Raw genomic sequence first — 12,433 nt, forward strand, 5'->3', positions numbered from 1 at the left:
GCTAGGGAGCTGATGGCGATGCAGGCGATCTGGAAGGGTGCCATCTCGTTCGGGATGGTGACGATCCCGATCAAGGTGTTCTCCGCGACCGAGGAGAAGGACATCTCGTTCCGTCAGGTGCATGTCGCCGACGGCGGCCGGATCCGGTACAAGCGGGTCTGCTCCGAGTGCGGCGAGGAGGTGCCGTACTCCGACATCGGCAAGGGCTACGAGATGGCCGACGGCCGGATGGTGGTGCTCGAGCCGGAGGACTTCGCCGATCTGCCGCTGTCCAGCAAGAAGGTCATCGACGTCCTGGAGTTCGTGCCGGCCGACCAGGTCGACCCGCTCTACCTCGGCAAGTCGTACTACCTGGCCGCCGACGGTGGCCCCGGCGCCAAACCGTACGTGCTGCTCCGCGACGCGCTCGAGGGCTCCGAGCTGTATGCGCTGGTCAAGGTGGCGCTGCGCTCGCGGGAGTCGCTGGGGCTGCTGCGCACGCACGACAACGTGCTCGTCCTGCAGGTGATGCTGTGGCCGGACGAGGTTCGCGACTCGTCGTTCGCGGCGCCGTCGGAGGACGTCGAGATCCGCAAGCAGGAGAAGGCGATGGCGGAGTCGTACATCGACACCCTGCGCGGCGAGTTCGACCCGGACCAGTACCACGACGAGTACCGGACCGCGCTCGAGCAGGTCGTCGAGGCCAAAGCCGCCGGCGTGCCGATCCCGGAAGCCGAGGAGGAGGAGCAGGAGGGCGCCGAGGTCGTCGACCTGGTCGCCGCGCTCCGCGCCTCGGTCGAAGCAGCCAAGGCTCGCCGCGCGGGTGGCGGCACAGGCGGCGGCGGCAAGGGCGACGCCGCCGACGAGAAGCCAGCCGCCAAGAAAGCACCCGCCAAGAAGGCGGCACCGGCAAAGAAGGCAGCCGCCAAGAAGGCCCCCGCCAAGAAGACCGCAGCAAAGAAGACAGCCAAGAAGTCCGCCTGACGCGGATCGCAACTTCTGGCTGTCCCTGCGCATCGTGATGATCGAGGGGAAGGATCATCACGATGCGCAAACTGCTGCGTTGCCTGCTGGGTGGGTCGGTCGCGCTGGTGCTCTGCACCGGTACCGCGAGCACTGCCGGAGCGGTCGATCTGGATCGGATTCCGTTCCGGGTGCCGACCGTCGAGTTGCTCGGGGCCTCGTCGGCCGGGGTGCTCTACCGGGTGACCGGGAGCGACGAGTGGGCCGGCGAACAGGTGACGACCTGGGTCAAACCAGCCGGCGCCGCGGCGTACCAGGTGCCTCAGTCGTACAACCGGATGGCTGGGAACAGGATCTTCAGCTACTCCAGCGACCGGCGGTACCAGGTCGTCGGAACACCGGTCGACCAGGTCTGTGACGACTTCATCCCGGATCCGGTCGCGATCACCGCATTCGGCTGGATCAGCGCCGAGGCCGAGCGGGTCGAGCTCAGCTCCTCCGGTTGCCGGAAGACCACGCAGTACGCGCATGAAGGCCAGGTCGTGGTCGCCGACGAGACCGGATTCGTTGTCCAGCTGAGCCTCGACGGCGATGGCGGACGCAGACTGATCTACCACTCGTACGCCGATGCGGCGCATCCGCGGGTGATCGACGACGGCGGGCACAACAAGTACCTCGGCGGCCTCGCATTACGTGGTACGACGCTGACCTGGGCCGCGCTGGACTACACCGGCCTGACCAAGTCGTATGTGCTCAGGGCCAAGACCGACGGCTCCGCCCCGCTCGTCGTCAGCACGGTCAATGCCCTGGCAACCTCGACAGCCATCGCCGGCGCGACCACCGGCTGGGGTGCCTGCTATCTGAACGGCGGATGTTCGAGCGGTTCCATCGACGCGGACGGGACGGTGCACCAGCTGACCGGCACCCACAACGTCTTCAGCGGCGGCAGTCGCCTGTACTTCGATTTGCCGCAGGGAATCGTCACGGCGCAGGCTGTTGATCCGACCACCGCACGGACCAGGATCGCGGACGTCGCGCTGCTGCCCGCGTTCGCGAAGTCGGTCGCGTTGGGCGCCGGTGGCGTCGCGTACGCGGACGACCAACTCCCCAAGGACTCGGTGAACCAGCGCGGCTACAGCCGGTCAGGAACCACGATCACGGTCTCTGCGCAAACTCGGATCGCGCAGGCCGAGCGTGGTGGGCGGATCGCGCGAGACGGCCGGCGTACGGCGTACGTGGACGGCGCCGGGGACGTCTGGCTGAGTGTCGACGGTGGCGTCAAGACGAAGGTCTTCGACGCCGCTGTGAAGGTGGCGATCGTCGACGGCAACCTCCAGTTGTCGGGGACGAGAATGCTCTGGTGGAAGGCGAAGTACCGCGGTGAGGGCTGCGACATGGCTGCCTGCTTCCCGCTCTACGATCCGCCGGTACCGATGCTGTACAGCGCGGCGAACGGTGTGAGCGCTACCGTGACCGGGCCGGTTCCCTACAAGCCGGCAGCGCTGTGGGCCAACTACCTCGCTTATGCAGACAACGGGAATGCGATCTGGAGAAGGGATCTGTCGAGCAACGCTCTCGTCCAGGTGAAGGCAGCAGGCGGACCTCCGGTGACGAACGTCGCGGTGCACGACGACTACGTCTCCTGGTCGACCTGTGTCGCCGGTTCGCAGGTCTACTGTGACGCGTCGACTGTTGCCTTCCGCAACATGGCGACCAGGACCGCCGCAGTACGGATCACCACCCAGAGCACCCGGCAGCTCGTGATGTCCGGCGGCCATGTCGTGTACGACGAATATGTCGGCAACTTCCCGTCGACGGGCACTCTGAAGGTGCTGCGCCTCGGCACCACGGCGACCGGTGTCGTCGGCCCGATCTGGGGCAGCGCCCGGTTCGCCGTCCACGACGAGACGCTGGGCCGGGTCGGTCCGGACGGTGTCGCCAAGATCACGGCCAATTCGTCGTTCGTGGCGCCCCCGCGGTACCTGGGCAACAGGATCGCAACGGCGTCGTTCACACCGTCCGCCGGTGCGTGGCGGCCGGAGTTTCCGATCAGCAAGGCGCTCACGACGTGTCTGCTGACGATCAGATCCGGTACTACGGTGCGCCGGGTGCTCACCTGTCCGACCACCGTGGGCTCGGCACGTCCCGGCTGGAACGGCCTCGACTCGGCGGGGCATCTGGTGGCGAAGGGGACCTATTCGTGGACGTTGACGGGGAGTGACTCGGACGGGACGCTGCGGTGGTGGACCAATGCCACTCATCCGATCGCGGGGACGGTTCGGGTCACCTGACGCCGGGCCGGTGGTGCCAGGGGTGTAAGCGTCGTTGATAATTACCTTGACCGGACCAGTCGGGTTCGTGGTCTGCGGGTTTCGCGTGGCAGCATGAGGGGTGCGCGGACCTGCGTGGGCGATCCCCGCGCGACCCGCTGTCCAGTCCCGGCGTACACCTGAGCTGATCGAGGAGCACCGCACCATGGATGCCGTCACCGCCGTCCCGACACCTGTCAACGAGACCGTCCGTGGCTATGCGCCCGGCTCGCCCGAGCGGGCCGGCCTGGAGGCGAAGGTCAAGGAGTTCAACGCGGCCGGTGCGATCGAGCTGACCTGCACGATCGGCGGCGAGGAGCGGCTCGGCGGCGGTGCGCGGATCGACGTCGTCCAGCCGCACAAGCACGCCCACGTGCTGGGCACGCTGGGCAACGCGACCGAGGCCGACGGCAAGGCTGCGGTGGACGCGGCGCTGGCGGCGGCGCCGTCGTGGCGGGCGCTGTCCTTCGACGACCGCGCGGCGATCTTCCTCAAGGCGGCCGACCTGCTGGCCGGTCCCTGGCGCGACACCCTCAACGCGGCCACCATGCTCGGTCAGTCGAAGACGGTCCAGCAGGCCGAGATCGACGCGGCCTGCGAGCTGATCGACTTCCTGCGCTTCAACGTCGCGTTCGCGCGCACGATCCTCAACGACCAGCCGGTCTCCTCGCCCGGCGTGTGGAACCGCACCGACTACCGCCCGCTCGAGGGCTTCGTCTACGCAATCACCCCGTTCAACTTCACCGCCATCGCCGGCAATCTGCCGAGCGCGCCCGCGCTGATGGGCAACACCGTGGTGTGGAAGGCGTCGCCGACCCAGCAGTTCGCGGCGCACTGGACGATGCGGTTGTTCGAGGCGGCCGGACTGCCGGCCGGCGTGATCAACCTGGTCACCGGTGACGGCATCGACGTCAGCAAGGCCGCGCTGACCCACCCCGACCTGGCCGGTATCCACTTCACCGGTTCGACCAAGACCTTCCAGAGCCTGTGGGCCACGGTCGGGCAGAACATCGCCGGCTACAAGACCTACCCGCGGCTGGTCGGCGAGACCGGCGGTAAGGACTTCATCCTCGCGCACCCGTCGGCCGATCCCGCCGTCGTGAAGACCGCGATGGTCCGCGGCGCGTTCGAGTACCAGGGCCAGAAGTGCTCGGCCGCGAGCCGCGCGTACGTCGCCCGCAGCGTGTGGAGCAAGATCCGCGACGAGATCGCGGCGGAGACCGACTCGCTGACGATGGGCGATGTCGCCGATCTGTCCAACTTCATCGGTGCCGTCATCGACGACCGCGCGTTCGGCAAGCACAAGGCTGCGCTCGACCGGGCTCAGCAGGTCGACGCGATCGAGGTGCTGGCCGGTGGCACGTACGACGACAGCGAGGGGTACTTCGTCCGGCCGACGCTGCTGGTCTCCGACGACCCGACCGACGAGATCTTCACGACGGAGTACTTCGGGCCGATCCTCGCCGTGCACGTGTACGAGGACGGTGACTACTCGAAGGTCCTGCGGCAGATGGAGAGCGCGGCGGCGTACGGGCTGACGGGTGCGGTCATCGCGCAGGACCGGCACGCGGTGGCGGAGGCGAGCGACTACCTGCGGTTCGCGGCGGGCAACTTCTACGTCAACGACAAGCCGACCGGCGCGGTCGTCGGGCAGCAGCCGTTCGGCGGCTCCCGGGCCAGCGGTACGAACGACAAGGCCGGCTCGATGTGGAACCTGATCCGCTGGGCCAGCCCGCGCTCGATCAAGGAGACCTTCGCGCCCCCCACGGACTACCGCTACCCGCACCAGGGCTGACCCTGCAAAAGGGAAGGAAGAAAGGCGTGGTGGGAGGCCCGACCAGGACTGACGGCCTGCAAAGGGACGCAAGGCGTGGTGGGAGGCCCGACCAGGGCTGACGGGCGGACGCCGGGGTCGGGTTAGGTGCCTAGGCCTCGGCGGACGACGATGTAGAAGGTCGTCATGTCGTCGATGAGGGCTTCGAGTTGGGTGGCGGACTTGAGGTTCGCGTCCAGGAGCCAGTCGGAGATCAGGTCGAACAGGCCACCGACCAGGCCGATCGCGACCGCGTGCCGCATCCGCTTGTCGGCCGGGTCGCGCACCGGCACCTCGTCGTACCGGTCCCAGATGCTTTCGAGGAAACCGGCTGCCCAGCGGCGGTTCGCCCGGCGCTGGCGCTCGACCGTCTCCGAGATGCCCGCGGCGATCCCGAAGGTGACCTTGGCGACCCTCGGATCGTCGACCAGCGCGTGCGCGAAGGCGGCGATCAACGAGGGGACCGCCTGCTTCTCGTTGCCGACACCCTGCTGGGCGACGGCCATCATGTCGGCCTCGAGCCGCTCGGACGTGCGCTGCAGCAGGGCCAGATAGCAGGATTCACGGTTCTCGAAGACCTCGTAGAAGCTCTTCGTGCCGATGAACGCCGTCGTGCAGATCTGCTCGATGGTCGTGTTGAGGTAGCCGTTCGTCGCGAACAGATCGAGGGCCGCGTCGAGGAGTTGCTCGCGGCGCTCCGCTCGGCGCTCGTCCGCGTCCAGTCCTCTGATCAGTCGCCCCATGCGTGCACGTTACCCGGCTGCCACGCCCGGTAACCAATCGGTCTGTTATGAACACGAGGTCTTGTTCGTAACCCGAACCCGTGCTCAACTGTCCGTCATCCTGTCACTACCCTCAGGCACAGGACTGTACGCCATCCCGGGAGCCGCCATGAGCAAAGTCCTCAGGCGAGCCGCCCTGGCCCTCGTGGCCACCGCGATGCTCGCCACCTCGACCACGGCGGCCACTGCCGCCACCCAGACAACGACAGCCGCAGGCTTCGACGACTGGTCCTGCAAGCCCTCCGCCGCGCACCCGGAACCCCTGGTCCTGCTGCACGGCCTCGGCGGCAACGGCCCGGGCAACTACTCGTACCTCGGGCCCTTCCTCGCTGCAAAGGGCTACTGCGCCTTCACCCTCACCTACGGCCAGGCGACTCCGGCCATCCCGGTGGGGGGCACCGTCTCGGTGGTTCAGTCCGCCGCCGAGATCGAGGCCTTCATCGACCGGGTCCGGACGGCGACCGGCGCCGCGAAGGTGAGCATCGTCGGACATTCGGAGGGCGGCTTCCAGAGCATCTACGGTCCGAAGATCCGCGGGTACGCAGGCAAGGTGGCCAGTGTCGTCGCACTCGCGCCACCCACGCACGGTACGACGTTCGCCGGGCTGGTCAGCGTCGGCGACTATCTCGGTCTGCGGACCCAGGTCGACCAGGTACTCCGCGGCTTCGGCTGCCCCGCCTGCGACGAGATCATCGTCGGCGGCTCCGAAGTACAGAAGCTGACCGCGGGCCCGATTGCTCAGCCCGGGGTGAAGTACACGGTGATCGCGTCGCGCTTCGATGCGCTGGTCACGCCGCACGAGACCTCGTTCATCCGCGAGCCCGGCGTACGCAACGAATACGTCCAGGACTCCTGCCCGCTCGACCCGGTCGGCCATGTCGGCCTCGCCTTCGACCCGAGCGTCGCCCAACTGGTCGCGAACGCCCTGGATCCTGCGCACGCACACCCGGTGATCTGCGGCTTCGGTCCGCCGCTGTAACTCCTCAGGCGGTGTGGTGGAGGTACTGCAAGGGCGGCCCGATCAGCAAGGCGGTGCCGCAACTGACGCAGATCCACTCGCCGGCGGGATCGTCCACCGGGTGATCGGCCGCCTCGATCCGCTCGAAGAGCATGACAGCGTCGCAGAAGACGCAGTACTGCGAATCCTCCGACTGCGCGACGGTCCGGCGTTTCCGCATAGCAGGCTCACCTCCGGTGGCAACTCGTCTTTTTCAGAGTGCCACCGGAGGGCGCGGACTCAGCGCAGCGACACGGCGGTCACCAGCGACCAGTCGCCGGCCGGCTCAGTTGGTGCCGTCGTGCCAGTCGCGGCCGAGTTCGTGTTCCTTCTGCAGGCCCTTGCGGATCGCCTCGACGACGAACGGCTCGATCTTGCGGCCGATCAGCGGCACCGACACCTTCACGTCGAGGTCGATGGCCTGAACCGTCTCGCCGCCGGTGGAGCTGATCGTGGCCGTGCCCTTGAGCGTCACCGGGGTGTTGGCGATCTCGCCCTTCACGTCGGCGTTGCGCGAGCCGTCCGCGTTCGCCGGGTGCCAGGTCTCGGTCTGCACCACGGTCAGCGTCTGGCCGACGAACTTGCGGGCGATGTCCGGTACGTCGTCCGACGGCATCTCGCGCTGCACCCGCACCACCGTGTCGCCGCCCGACGTGGTGACCTTCACGTCGTACGACAGGGCCTTGGTCTTCTCGCAGGCCTGCTCGCGGAACGTGGCGTCCGTGACGATGGCGAATACTTCCTCAGGGGTCGCGTCGTACGACGCCGACATCTTCAGCTCCATGGCCGACATCATGGCATTACCCGTCGGTCACCATCGTCGAGAGAGCCTGACAACCTCACGCCTGAGAGTTCCGTATTCATCGGTGACGGGACGATCGAGGGGACAGTGGATGGCTGAGACGGGACGCGACGAACAGTTCAGCGAGTACGTCGTGCAACGAAGAACCCAGCTCCGGCGGATCGCCTATCTGCTCTGCGGAGACGTGCACAAGGCCGAGGACCTGGTCCAGACAGCCTTGATGAAGCTGTACGTCGCCTGGCCGCGGGTCCAACGGACCGGCAACGTCGATGCCTACGTACGCCGGATCCTGGTGAACTCCGGTATCGACGAGAGCCGCCGGCCGTGGCGCCGCGAGGAGTCCGGGCTGGAAGGCCTGGATCCGCAGGTCGCGCCAGGCCCGGGGGTCGAGGACAGAACAGCGCTGATGGACGCATTGGCGACGTTGCCGCTCGGCCAGCGCCGGGTGGTGATCCTGCGGCATTTCCTCGGGATGTCCATCGAGGAGACCGCAGGCGACCTGCAGTGCAGTCCCGGCACGGTGAAAAGCCAGAACTCGCGCGCGCTCGCGCGCCTCAACGACTTGCTGGCCCCGCAGTTCGGGGCCGTTGGAGGAAACGACCGATGATCGACGAGAACCTGCTGCAGCAACGCCTCACGGCGGCTGCGGCCGCGCAGGACGATCTGTTGCCGAGAGCACTCGAAGACGATGTCGCGGCCGGCCACCGCCGGCTCCGCCGCCGCCGCGTACTGGCCGGCAGCGTGCTCGGTGCAACGGCCGCAGTCGCCGTACTGGCTGTGGGTGTCACGAGCTGGCTGACCCCGAACGCAAGCCCGCAACCCGACACCGGCCCGGTCGCCGGCCAGTCGTCGACTCCGAGCATCCCGCCGACCAGCATCGGCCCTGGCCCCGGCACCACGGGCGACAAGCCGGTACCGGCCACTCCGGTGCAAGGGTCCGGTGCGGATGCGGTCTTCGTCCGGAACCTGAACGCCGCCATCTACGCCCATCTCGATCCGCAGAAGGTGCACCTGGACTTCAGCTCGGGCGGGTTCAAGGTCGATCGGCAGCTCGGCACCATCCTCAGCGGCGGGAACCGGATCGGCTGGCGGATGCCGGGCCAGATGGGAGCCGAGGGCTACGTCGCTCTCTCGATCGAGCCGAAGAACAGGACGCCCCGGGCGTGTGGCACGACTTCCGAGCCCCGGATGACCTGTCACGCGGTCAATCTGCCGAACGGCCGGACGGCACAACTCGGTCGCAAGGGCGATGCCGCGGATGTGCTGTACCAGCAGCCGGACGGCGAATGGGTCAGCGTCTCGGTCAGCACCTTGTTCGGTAACAACACCGAGATTCCCGTGCACGACCTGGGTATCACCGATCAGATGCTGCTCGCGCTCGTCCAGGACGACCGGCTCAACCTGCCGAAGCTGACCGGGAACGAGCAGAATCACGAGAACGCGCTGAAGGGCTTCTACCCGTCGGCGAAGGAGTTCCGCGCGGCGGTGGCGCGGGCGGTGCCGGGCGGCACGCTGACCGGCGGTCAGTTGGAGAAGGTCACGGAGCAGGTCGATTACAGCCTGAGCTGGCAGCGGGGCACGGTGTCGGCGACGATCGAGGTCGGTGTCGACGCGTCGACCGGCGTCAGCCCTTGTGATCAACAGCTGTCGATCATGGTCGCCTGCAGTCCGATCACCCTGCCGAACGGGAAGAAGGTGATGTTCGGCGAGCGGGCGATGACCTATCAGGGCGGCCCGATGTACGTGATCGGCGGCACCTACCTCCAGCCCGACGGCGACTCCGCCCACGTCCGCATCCTCTACCCCGGCAACAAGGTCCCAGCCGGCGCGCTCACCAAGGACCAGATCCTCACCCTCCTCACCGATCCCGAACTGGACAAGTAACTCTCAGACCGAATTCATCCACGACCAGGTATCCGAGGCGGCCGGCACCCCGGCCGCCTCGAACCACGCCAGCACCTGCGAATAGTTGAACTGCAGCGGCCTGTCTTCCCGGAGCTCACCGCGCGCGACCAGCTCCGTGAAGCACCACACCAACTGCTCCTCGGGAGTGTCTCCCGGCGCGATGTGGTCGAGATGCCGCTCGAGGAACGTGGTGAGGGCTGCGATGGACGAATACGGCGAGTACGCCGTGTACCCGTACTCCCGCCCCGCGTCGTCGGCCAACGGCCCCGTAGTCGTAGGACTCGGTGAACGAGACGCCTTTCTCTCCGCCGTGCGCATCCAAGACCAACACCAACTTGAAGATGCAGTCGGTGGATTTCCTGTACACGTTGATCAAAGTCGCCCGCCGAGCCGCCACACCGAGCAACGTAGAACCCACCGGGGTCATCAGACAGCAGGTGAACTGGAGGAAGCTCGATGCTCGATCGAATGGGTGCGATATCGCGAGCGACCTGAGCAATCGGGGGCAGGCCCAGAGCGAGGCAGCGGAGGGGCGGCGAAGGAGCGCCGTAGCTGGGGGTGGGGAGCGGGCGACGAAGGAGCGCGCGCGGGCGGGAGCCTTAAGGGGTGGCGTTCATCAGGTCCAGGGCGCTTTGTTGGCGGGCGGCGTCCAGTTTGTCGATGGGGCCGTACCAGCGGAGGCCGTACTGGTCCATGGGGGTGCGGTCGGCGGCGAAGGCGCGGTCGGCGTTGCGGCGGAGGTAGGTCGTGTAGGGGTGGTCGGACAGGGCCGCGTTCAGTTTGCCGAGGCCGCGGACGTGGGCGCCCTTGAAGGTCGGACCGTCACCGCCGCAGTCGCCCGATTCGCACGGCTCTTTGAGGATTCCGTCCGAGGTGTTGAGGCTGCTCGACGTCGTCGCCGCGTCGGCGATCTGCCGCGCAGTGGTCAGGTACGCCGTGTTGTTCGTTGCCCTCGACAACTCAGTGAGTGCGCCCAGCAGCACGCCCTGGTTGTAGGTCCACGCCGTGTCGCCGTTGTTCTTGCAGGTGGACAGATTGATGCCGTCGTTGACCAGGTGCGAGCTGTTGACCATCCCGGTCTGCTGGAACCAGGTCCACCCGTTCTGCGCCCGTTGCAAGTACGTCGTATCGCCGGCGATCCGGTTGTGCAGAGCGGCGCTCAGCTGGATATAGAGCGAGTTGGAGATCGCGTTCTTGTACGTCTTCGCCTCGCTCCACCAGACGCCACCGCCGCAGGTGCCGTCCCAGTACGCCGCCATGTGGTCGGCGTCGGCTCTCGCAGTCTGGAGATAGCGGGACTCGCCGGTCAGGTCGTAGGCCGCGATCCACGCGAGACCCCACCAGCCCGTGTCGTCGATGTAGTCGTTGCGGAACTGCCCTTCCGCCGCGTTGACGTTGAGGTCATAGGTCTTGGCGATCGCGTACTTGTAGCTCGGCATCCCGGTGATGCGCGCGTTGTCGATGATCGCGTTCAGCGCGTTGGCGGTGTTCCACCAGCCGGTGGTGTCGAACCTGCCGGTGGAGAGGTTGTAGAACTGCATCTGCGCGGTCGCGGCCGCCGTACGCCGGTCGCCCGCGTTCCAGGTGGTCCGGGCCCACGCGGTACAAGCGATGTCGGGGCGATCGCCGGCCTTGCCGCAGGCGCGCAGAGCGCCGACGCCGAGGTTGTTCCAGTCGTCGACGTTGTACATCAGGGTTCGCCAGCCGCTCTGGCCGGACGGGATCGCGGTGTTGCCGAGGCGGCTGCCGCCGGACCAGCTGCGGCCGCCGTCCATCGAGCGGTCCAGCCACACCTCGTCGCCGGGACTGCCGTTCTCGATCGAGGCCCAGCCCATCGCGTCGGCGTCGTCGAAGTGCAGCCGGAGCGTGCGGCCGAAGATCGTCGCGCTGACCGGGATGCGGTCGCCGGGGGAGAGCGCGGGGTCGCGGGCGTCGCAGTACTTGTTGCAGATGGTCGCGCTCGACTTCATCGGCACCGCCGGAGTGGAGGGAACTGGGGGAGATGGCGCGCCGGCCGGAAGCGACAACGCTGTCAGCAGGGCAGTGGTGATGGCTGCGACGATCATGGTCGTTCTCCCTGGGGCGGTAGGAAGAGAGCGCTTCCATCGAAAGGTAGGACCCGTTTTGCGAACGGGTCAATACGTCGCGTGATGGAAGATGCGGGGAAACGTGAGACAACCGGCGAGCGGCAACGGGCTCAGCGGTGGGTGATGGAGGTGCCGGCCTTCGGTTGGTCGACTGCGTCCGCGATGAGTGTTGCCAAGACTCCGATGGCCAGCAGGGACGTCACGAGGATCGCGACAGTGCGGCCGCAGGCGTTGCGGCGGGCCAGCTCGGTACGACGAACCGGGCGGAGCGAACACGGGTCGAACGACGTGTCGGCGGGTGCTTCGAACATCGCGAGGAAGCGAAGTCCCCAGACCTGCGGCAGCAACCACCACGGCCTACGGGCTTGTGCTTGTTTGATGGCTTCCTGCCGCACGCGGTCGCGGACGAACGACCTGGCGTCGGTGGCGCCACGCAGAAGCCTTTCGAGGCGGCGGTGGTCGGGGAGCGCGCGCTGCACCACGCCGTGCGCGGCGATGACGCGACGATGGCGTCCGCCGTACGCGGGCAGCAGGGCGCAGGCGATGCGGACCAACTCGGGGTAGTTGTCGAGCAGAGCCGCCTCGGCATCGGCCGGGCTGATCGCTGCGACATCGGCCGGGCTGATCGGGGAGCAGGCCGTCAGCAGAGGCCTTTGCAGGGTGGTGGTGTCGCTCATGACCGGCTCGCCGCTCCTCGTTGCCCGAACAAACTCTCTTCCAAAGCAACGAGCGACTCCGGCTGCGGTCACCCTGATCGTGATTTTCGCTGCGTGCGTTCACTCTCCGTGAGACGGTT

At 67.4% G+C, this 12,433-nt stretch carries 12 protein-coding genes; 6 read left to right on the top strand and 6 right to left on the bottom strand.

The features are described 5' to 3' along the window. The first annotated feature begins 12 nt into the window (after window positions 1-12). From ku to pruA, 3 genes are all read left to right on the top strand, one after another. Window positions 13-963, top strand: a complete 951-nt coding sequence (gene ku, locus DIZ26_RS28035) for a non-homologous end joining protein Ku (protein WP_232828641.1) — start codon at window positions 13-15, stop codon at window positions 961-963. Between the two features lie 62 nt (window positions 964-1,025). Then, on the top strand, window positions 1,026-3,233 hold the full coding sequence (locus tag DIZ26_RS28040) for a hypothetical protein (RefSeq protein ID WP_112246801.1): 2,208 nt from the start codon (window positions 1,026-1,028) through the stop codon (window positions 3,231-3,233). Window positions 3,234-3,333: 100 nt separating this feature from the next. Next, a complete protein-coding gene (gene pruA / locus DIZ26_RS28045) occupies window positions 3,334-5,046 on the top strand; it encodes an L-glutamate gamma-semialdehyde dehydrogenase (RefSeq protein ID WP_232828642.1) in 1,713 nt (570 codons plus the stop codon). Window positions 5,047-5,168: 122 nt separating this feature from the next. Here pruA and DIZ26_RS28050 read toward each other — a convergent pair whose 3' ends face one another. After that, entirely contained in the window at window positions 5,169-5,807 is a 639-nt protein-coding gene (locus tag DIZ26_RS28050; protein ID WP_112246805.1) for a TetR/AcrR family transcriptional regulator, read from the bottom strand. A gap of 148 nt (window positions 5,808-5,955) precedes the next feature. Here DIZ26_RS28050 and DIZ26_RS28055 point away from each other — a divergent pair, with 148 nt between their 5' ends. After that, entirely contained in the window at window positions 5,956-6,825 is an 870-nt protein-coding gene (locus DIZ26_RS28055) for an alpha/beta fold hydrolase (protein WP_112246807.1), read from the top strand. 4 nt (window positions 6,826-6,829) lie between these two features. Here the strand turns inward: DIZ26_RS28055 and DIZ26_RS28060 are convergent, their stop codons facing one another. Both DIZ26_RS28060 and DIZ26_RS28065 read right to left on the bottom strand, forming a co-directional pair. Beyond that, entirely contained in the window at window positions 6,830-7,024 is a 195-nt protein-coding gene (locus DIZ26_RS28060; RefSeq protein ID WP_112246809.1) for a hypothetical protein, read from the bottom strand. A 105-nt stretch (window positions 7,025-7,129) separates the two neighbouring features. After that, on the bottom strand, window positions 7,130-7,627 hold the full coding sequence (locus DIZ26_RS28065) for a DUF2505 domain-containing protein (protein ID WP_112246811.1): 498 nt from the start codon (window positions 7,625-7,627) through the stop codon (window positions 7,130-7,132). A gap of 109 nt (window positions 7,628-7,736) precedes the next feature. On the opposite strand from DIZ26_RS28065, the gene DIZ26_RS28070 reads away from it, so the two are divergent. Beyond that, a complete protein-coding gene (locus DIZ26_RS28070; RefSeq protein ID WP_112246813.1) occupies window positions 7,737-8,252 on the top strand; it encodes a SigE family RNA polymerase sigma factor in 516 nt (171 codons plus the stop codon). Beyond that, window positions 8,249-9,529: a hypothetical protein gene (locus tag DIZ26_RS28075; RefSeq protein ID WP_112246815.1), complete on the top strand. Its 1,281-nt coding sequence runs from the start codon at window positions 8,249-8,251 to the stop codon at window positions 9,527-9,529. The genes DIZ26_RS28070 and DIZ26_RS28075 overlap by 4 nt, the downstream gene beginning before the upstream one ends. A gap of 3 nt (window positions 9,530-9,532) precedes the next feature. On the opposite strand, the gene DIZ26_RS28080 is transcribed toward DIZ26_RS28075, so the two are convergent. The 3 genes from DIZ26_RS28080 to DIZ26_RS28090 form a co-directional block, all read right to left on the bottom strand. Beyond that, entirely contained in the window at window positions 9,533-9,811 is a 279-nt protein-coding gene (locus tag DIZ26_RS28080; protein WP_112246817.1) for a hypothetical protein, read from the bottom strand. Between the two features lie 338 nt (window positions 9,812-10,149). Further along, entirely contained in the window at window positions 10,150-11,616 is a 1,467-nt protein-coding gene (locus DIZ26_RS28085; protein ID WP_112246819.1) for a glycoside hydrolase family 76 protein, read from the bottom strand. A 131-nt stretch (window positions 11,617-11,747) separates the two neighbouring features. Further along, window positions 11,748-12,314, bottom strand: a complete 567-nt coding sequence (locus DIZ26_RS28090; RefSeq protein WP_112246821.1) for a hypothetical protein — start codon at window positions 12,312-12,314, stop codon at window positions 11,748-11,750. Window positions 12,315-12,433: the final 119 nt, after the last annotated feature.

Source organism: Kribbella monticola, from assembly GCF_003261635.1.
Classification (GTDB): Bacteria; Actinomycetota; Actinomycetes; order Propionibacteriales; family Kribbellaceae; genus Kribbella; species Kribbella monticola.

Bases quoted from the DNA above. Each gene is read 5' to 3' on its own strand.
- ku (WP_232828641.1), top strand. From the start codon at position 13: ATGGCGATGCAGGCGATCTGGAAGGGTGCCATCTCGTTCGGGATGGTG.
- DIZ26_RS28040 (WP_112246801.1), top strand. From the start codon at position 1,026: ATGCGCAAACTGCTGCGTTGCCTGCTGGGTGGGTCGGTCGCGCTGGTG.
- DIZ26_RS28050 (WP_112246805.1), bottom strand. From the start codon at position 5,807: ATGGGGCGACTGATCAGAGGACTGGACGCGGACGAGCGCCGAGCGGAG.
- DIZ26_RS28055 (WP_112246807.1), top strand. From the start codon at position 5,956: ATGAGCAAAGTCCTCAGGCGAGCCGCCCTGGCCCTCGTGGCCACCGCG.
- DIZ26_RS28060 (WP_112246809.1), bottom strand. From the start codon at position 7,024: ATGCGGAAACGCCGGACCGTCGCGCAGTCGGAGGATTCGCAGTACTGC.
- DIZ26_RS28065 (WP_112246811.1), bottom strand. From the start codon at position 7,627: ATGGAGCTGAAGATGTCGGCGTCGTACGACGCGACCCCTGAGGAAGTA.
- DIZ26_RS28070 (WP_112246813.1), top strand. From the start codon at position 7,737: ATGGCTGAGACGGGACGCGACGAACAGTTCAGCGAGTACGTCGTGCAA.
- DIZ26_RS28075 (WP_112246815.1), top strand. From the start codon at position 8,249: ATGATCGACGAGAACCTGCTGCAGCAACGCCTCACGGCGGCTGCGGCC.
- DIZ26_RS28085 (WP_112246819.1), bottom strand. From the start codon at position 11,616: ATGATCGTCGCAGCCATCACCACTGCCCTGCTGACAGCGTTGTCGCTT.
- DIZ26_RS28090 (WP_112246821.1), bottom strand. From the start codon at position 12,314: ATGAGCGACACCACCACCCTGCAAAGGCCTCTGCTGACGGCCTGCTCC.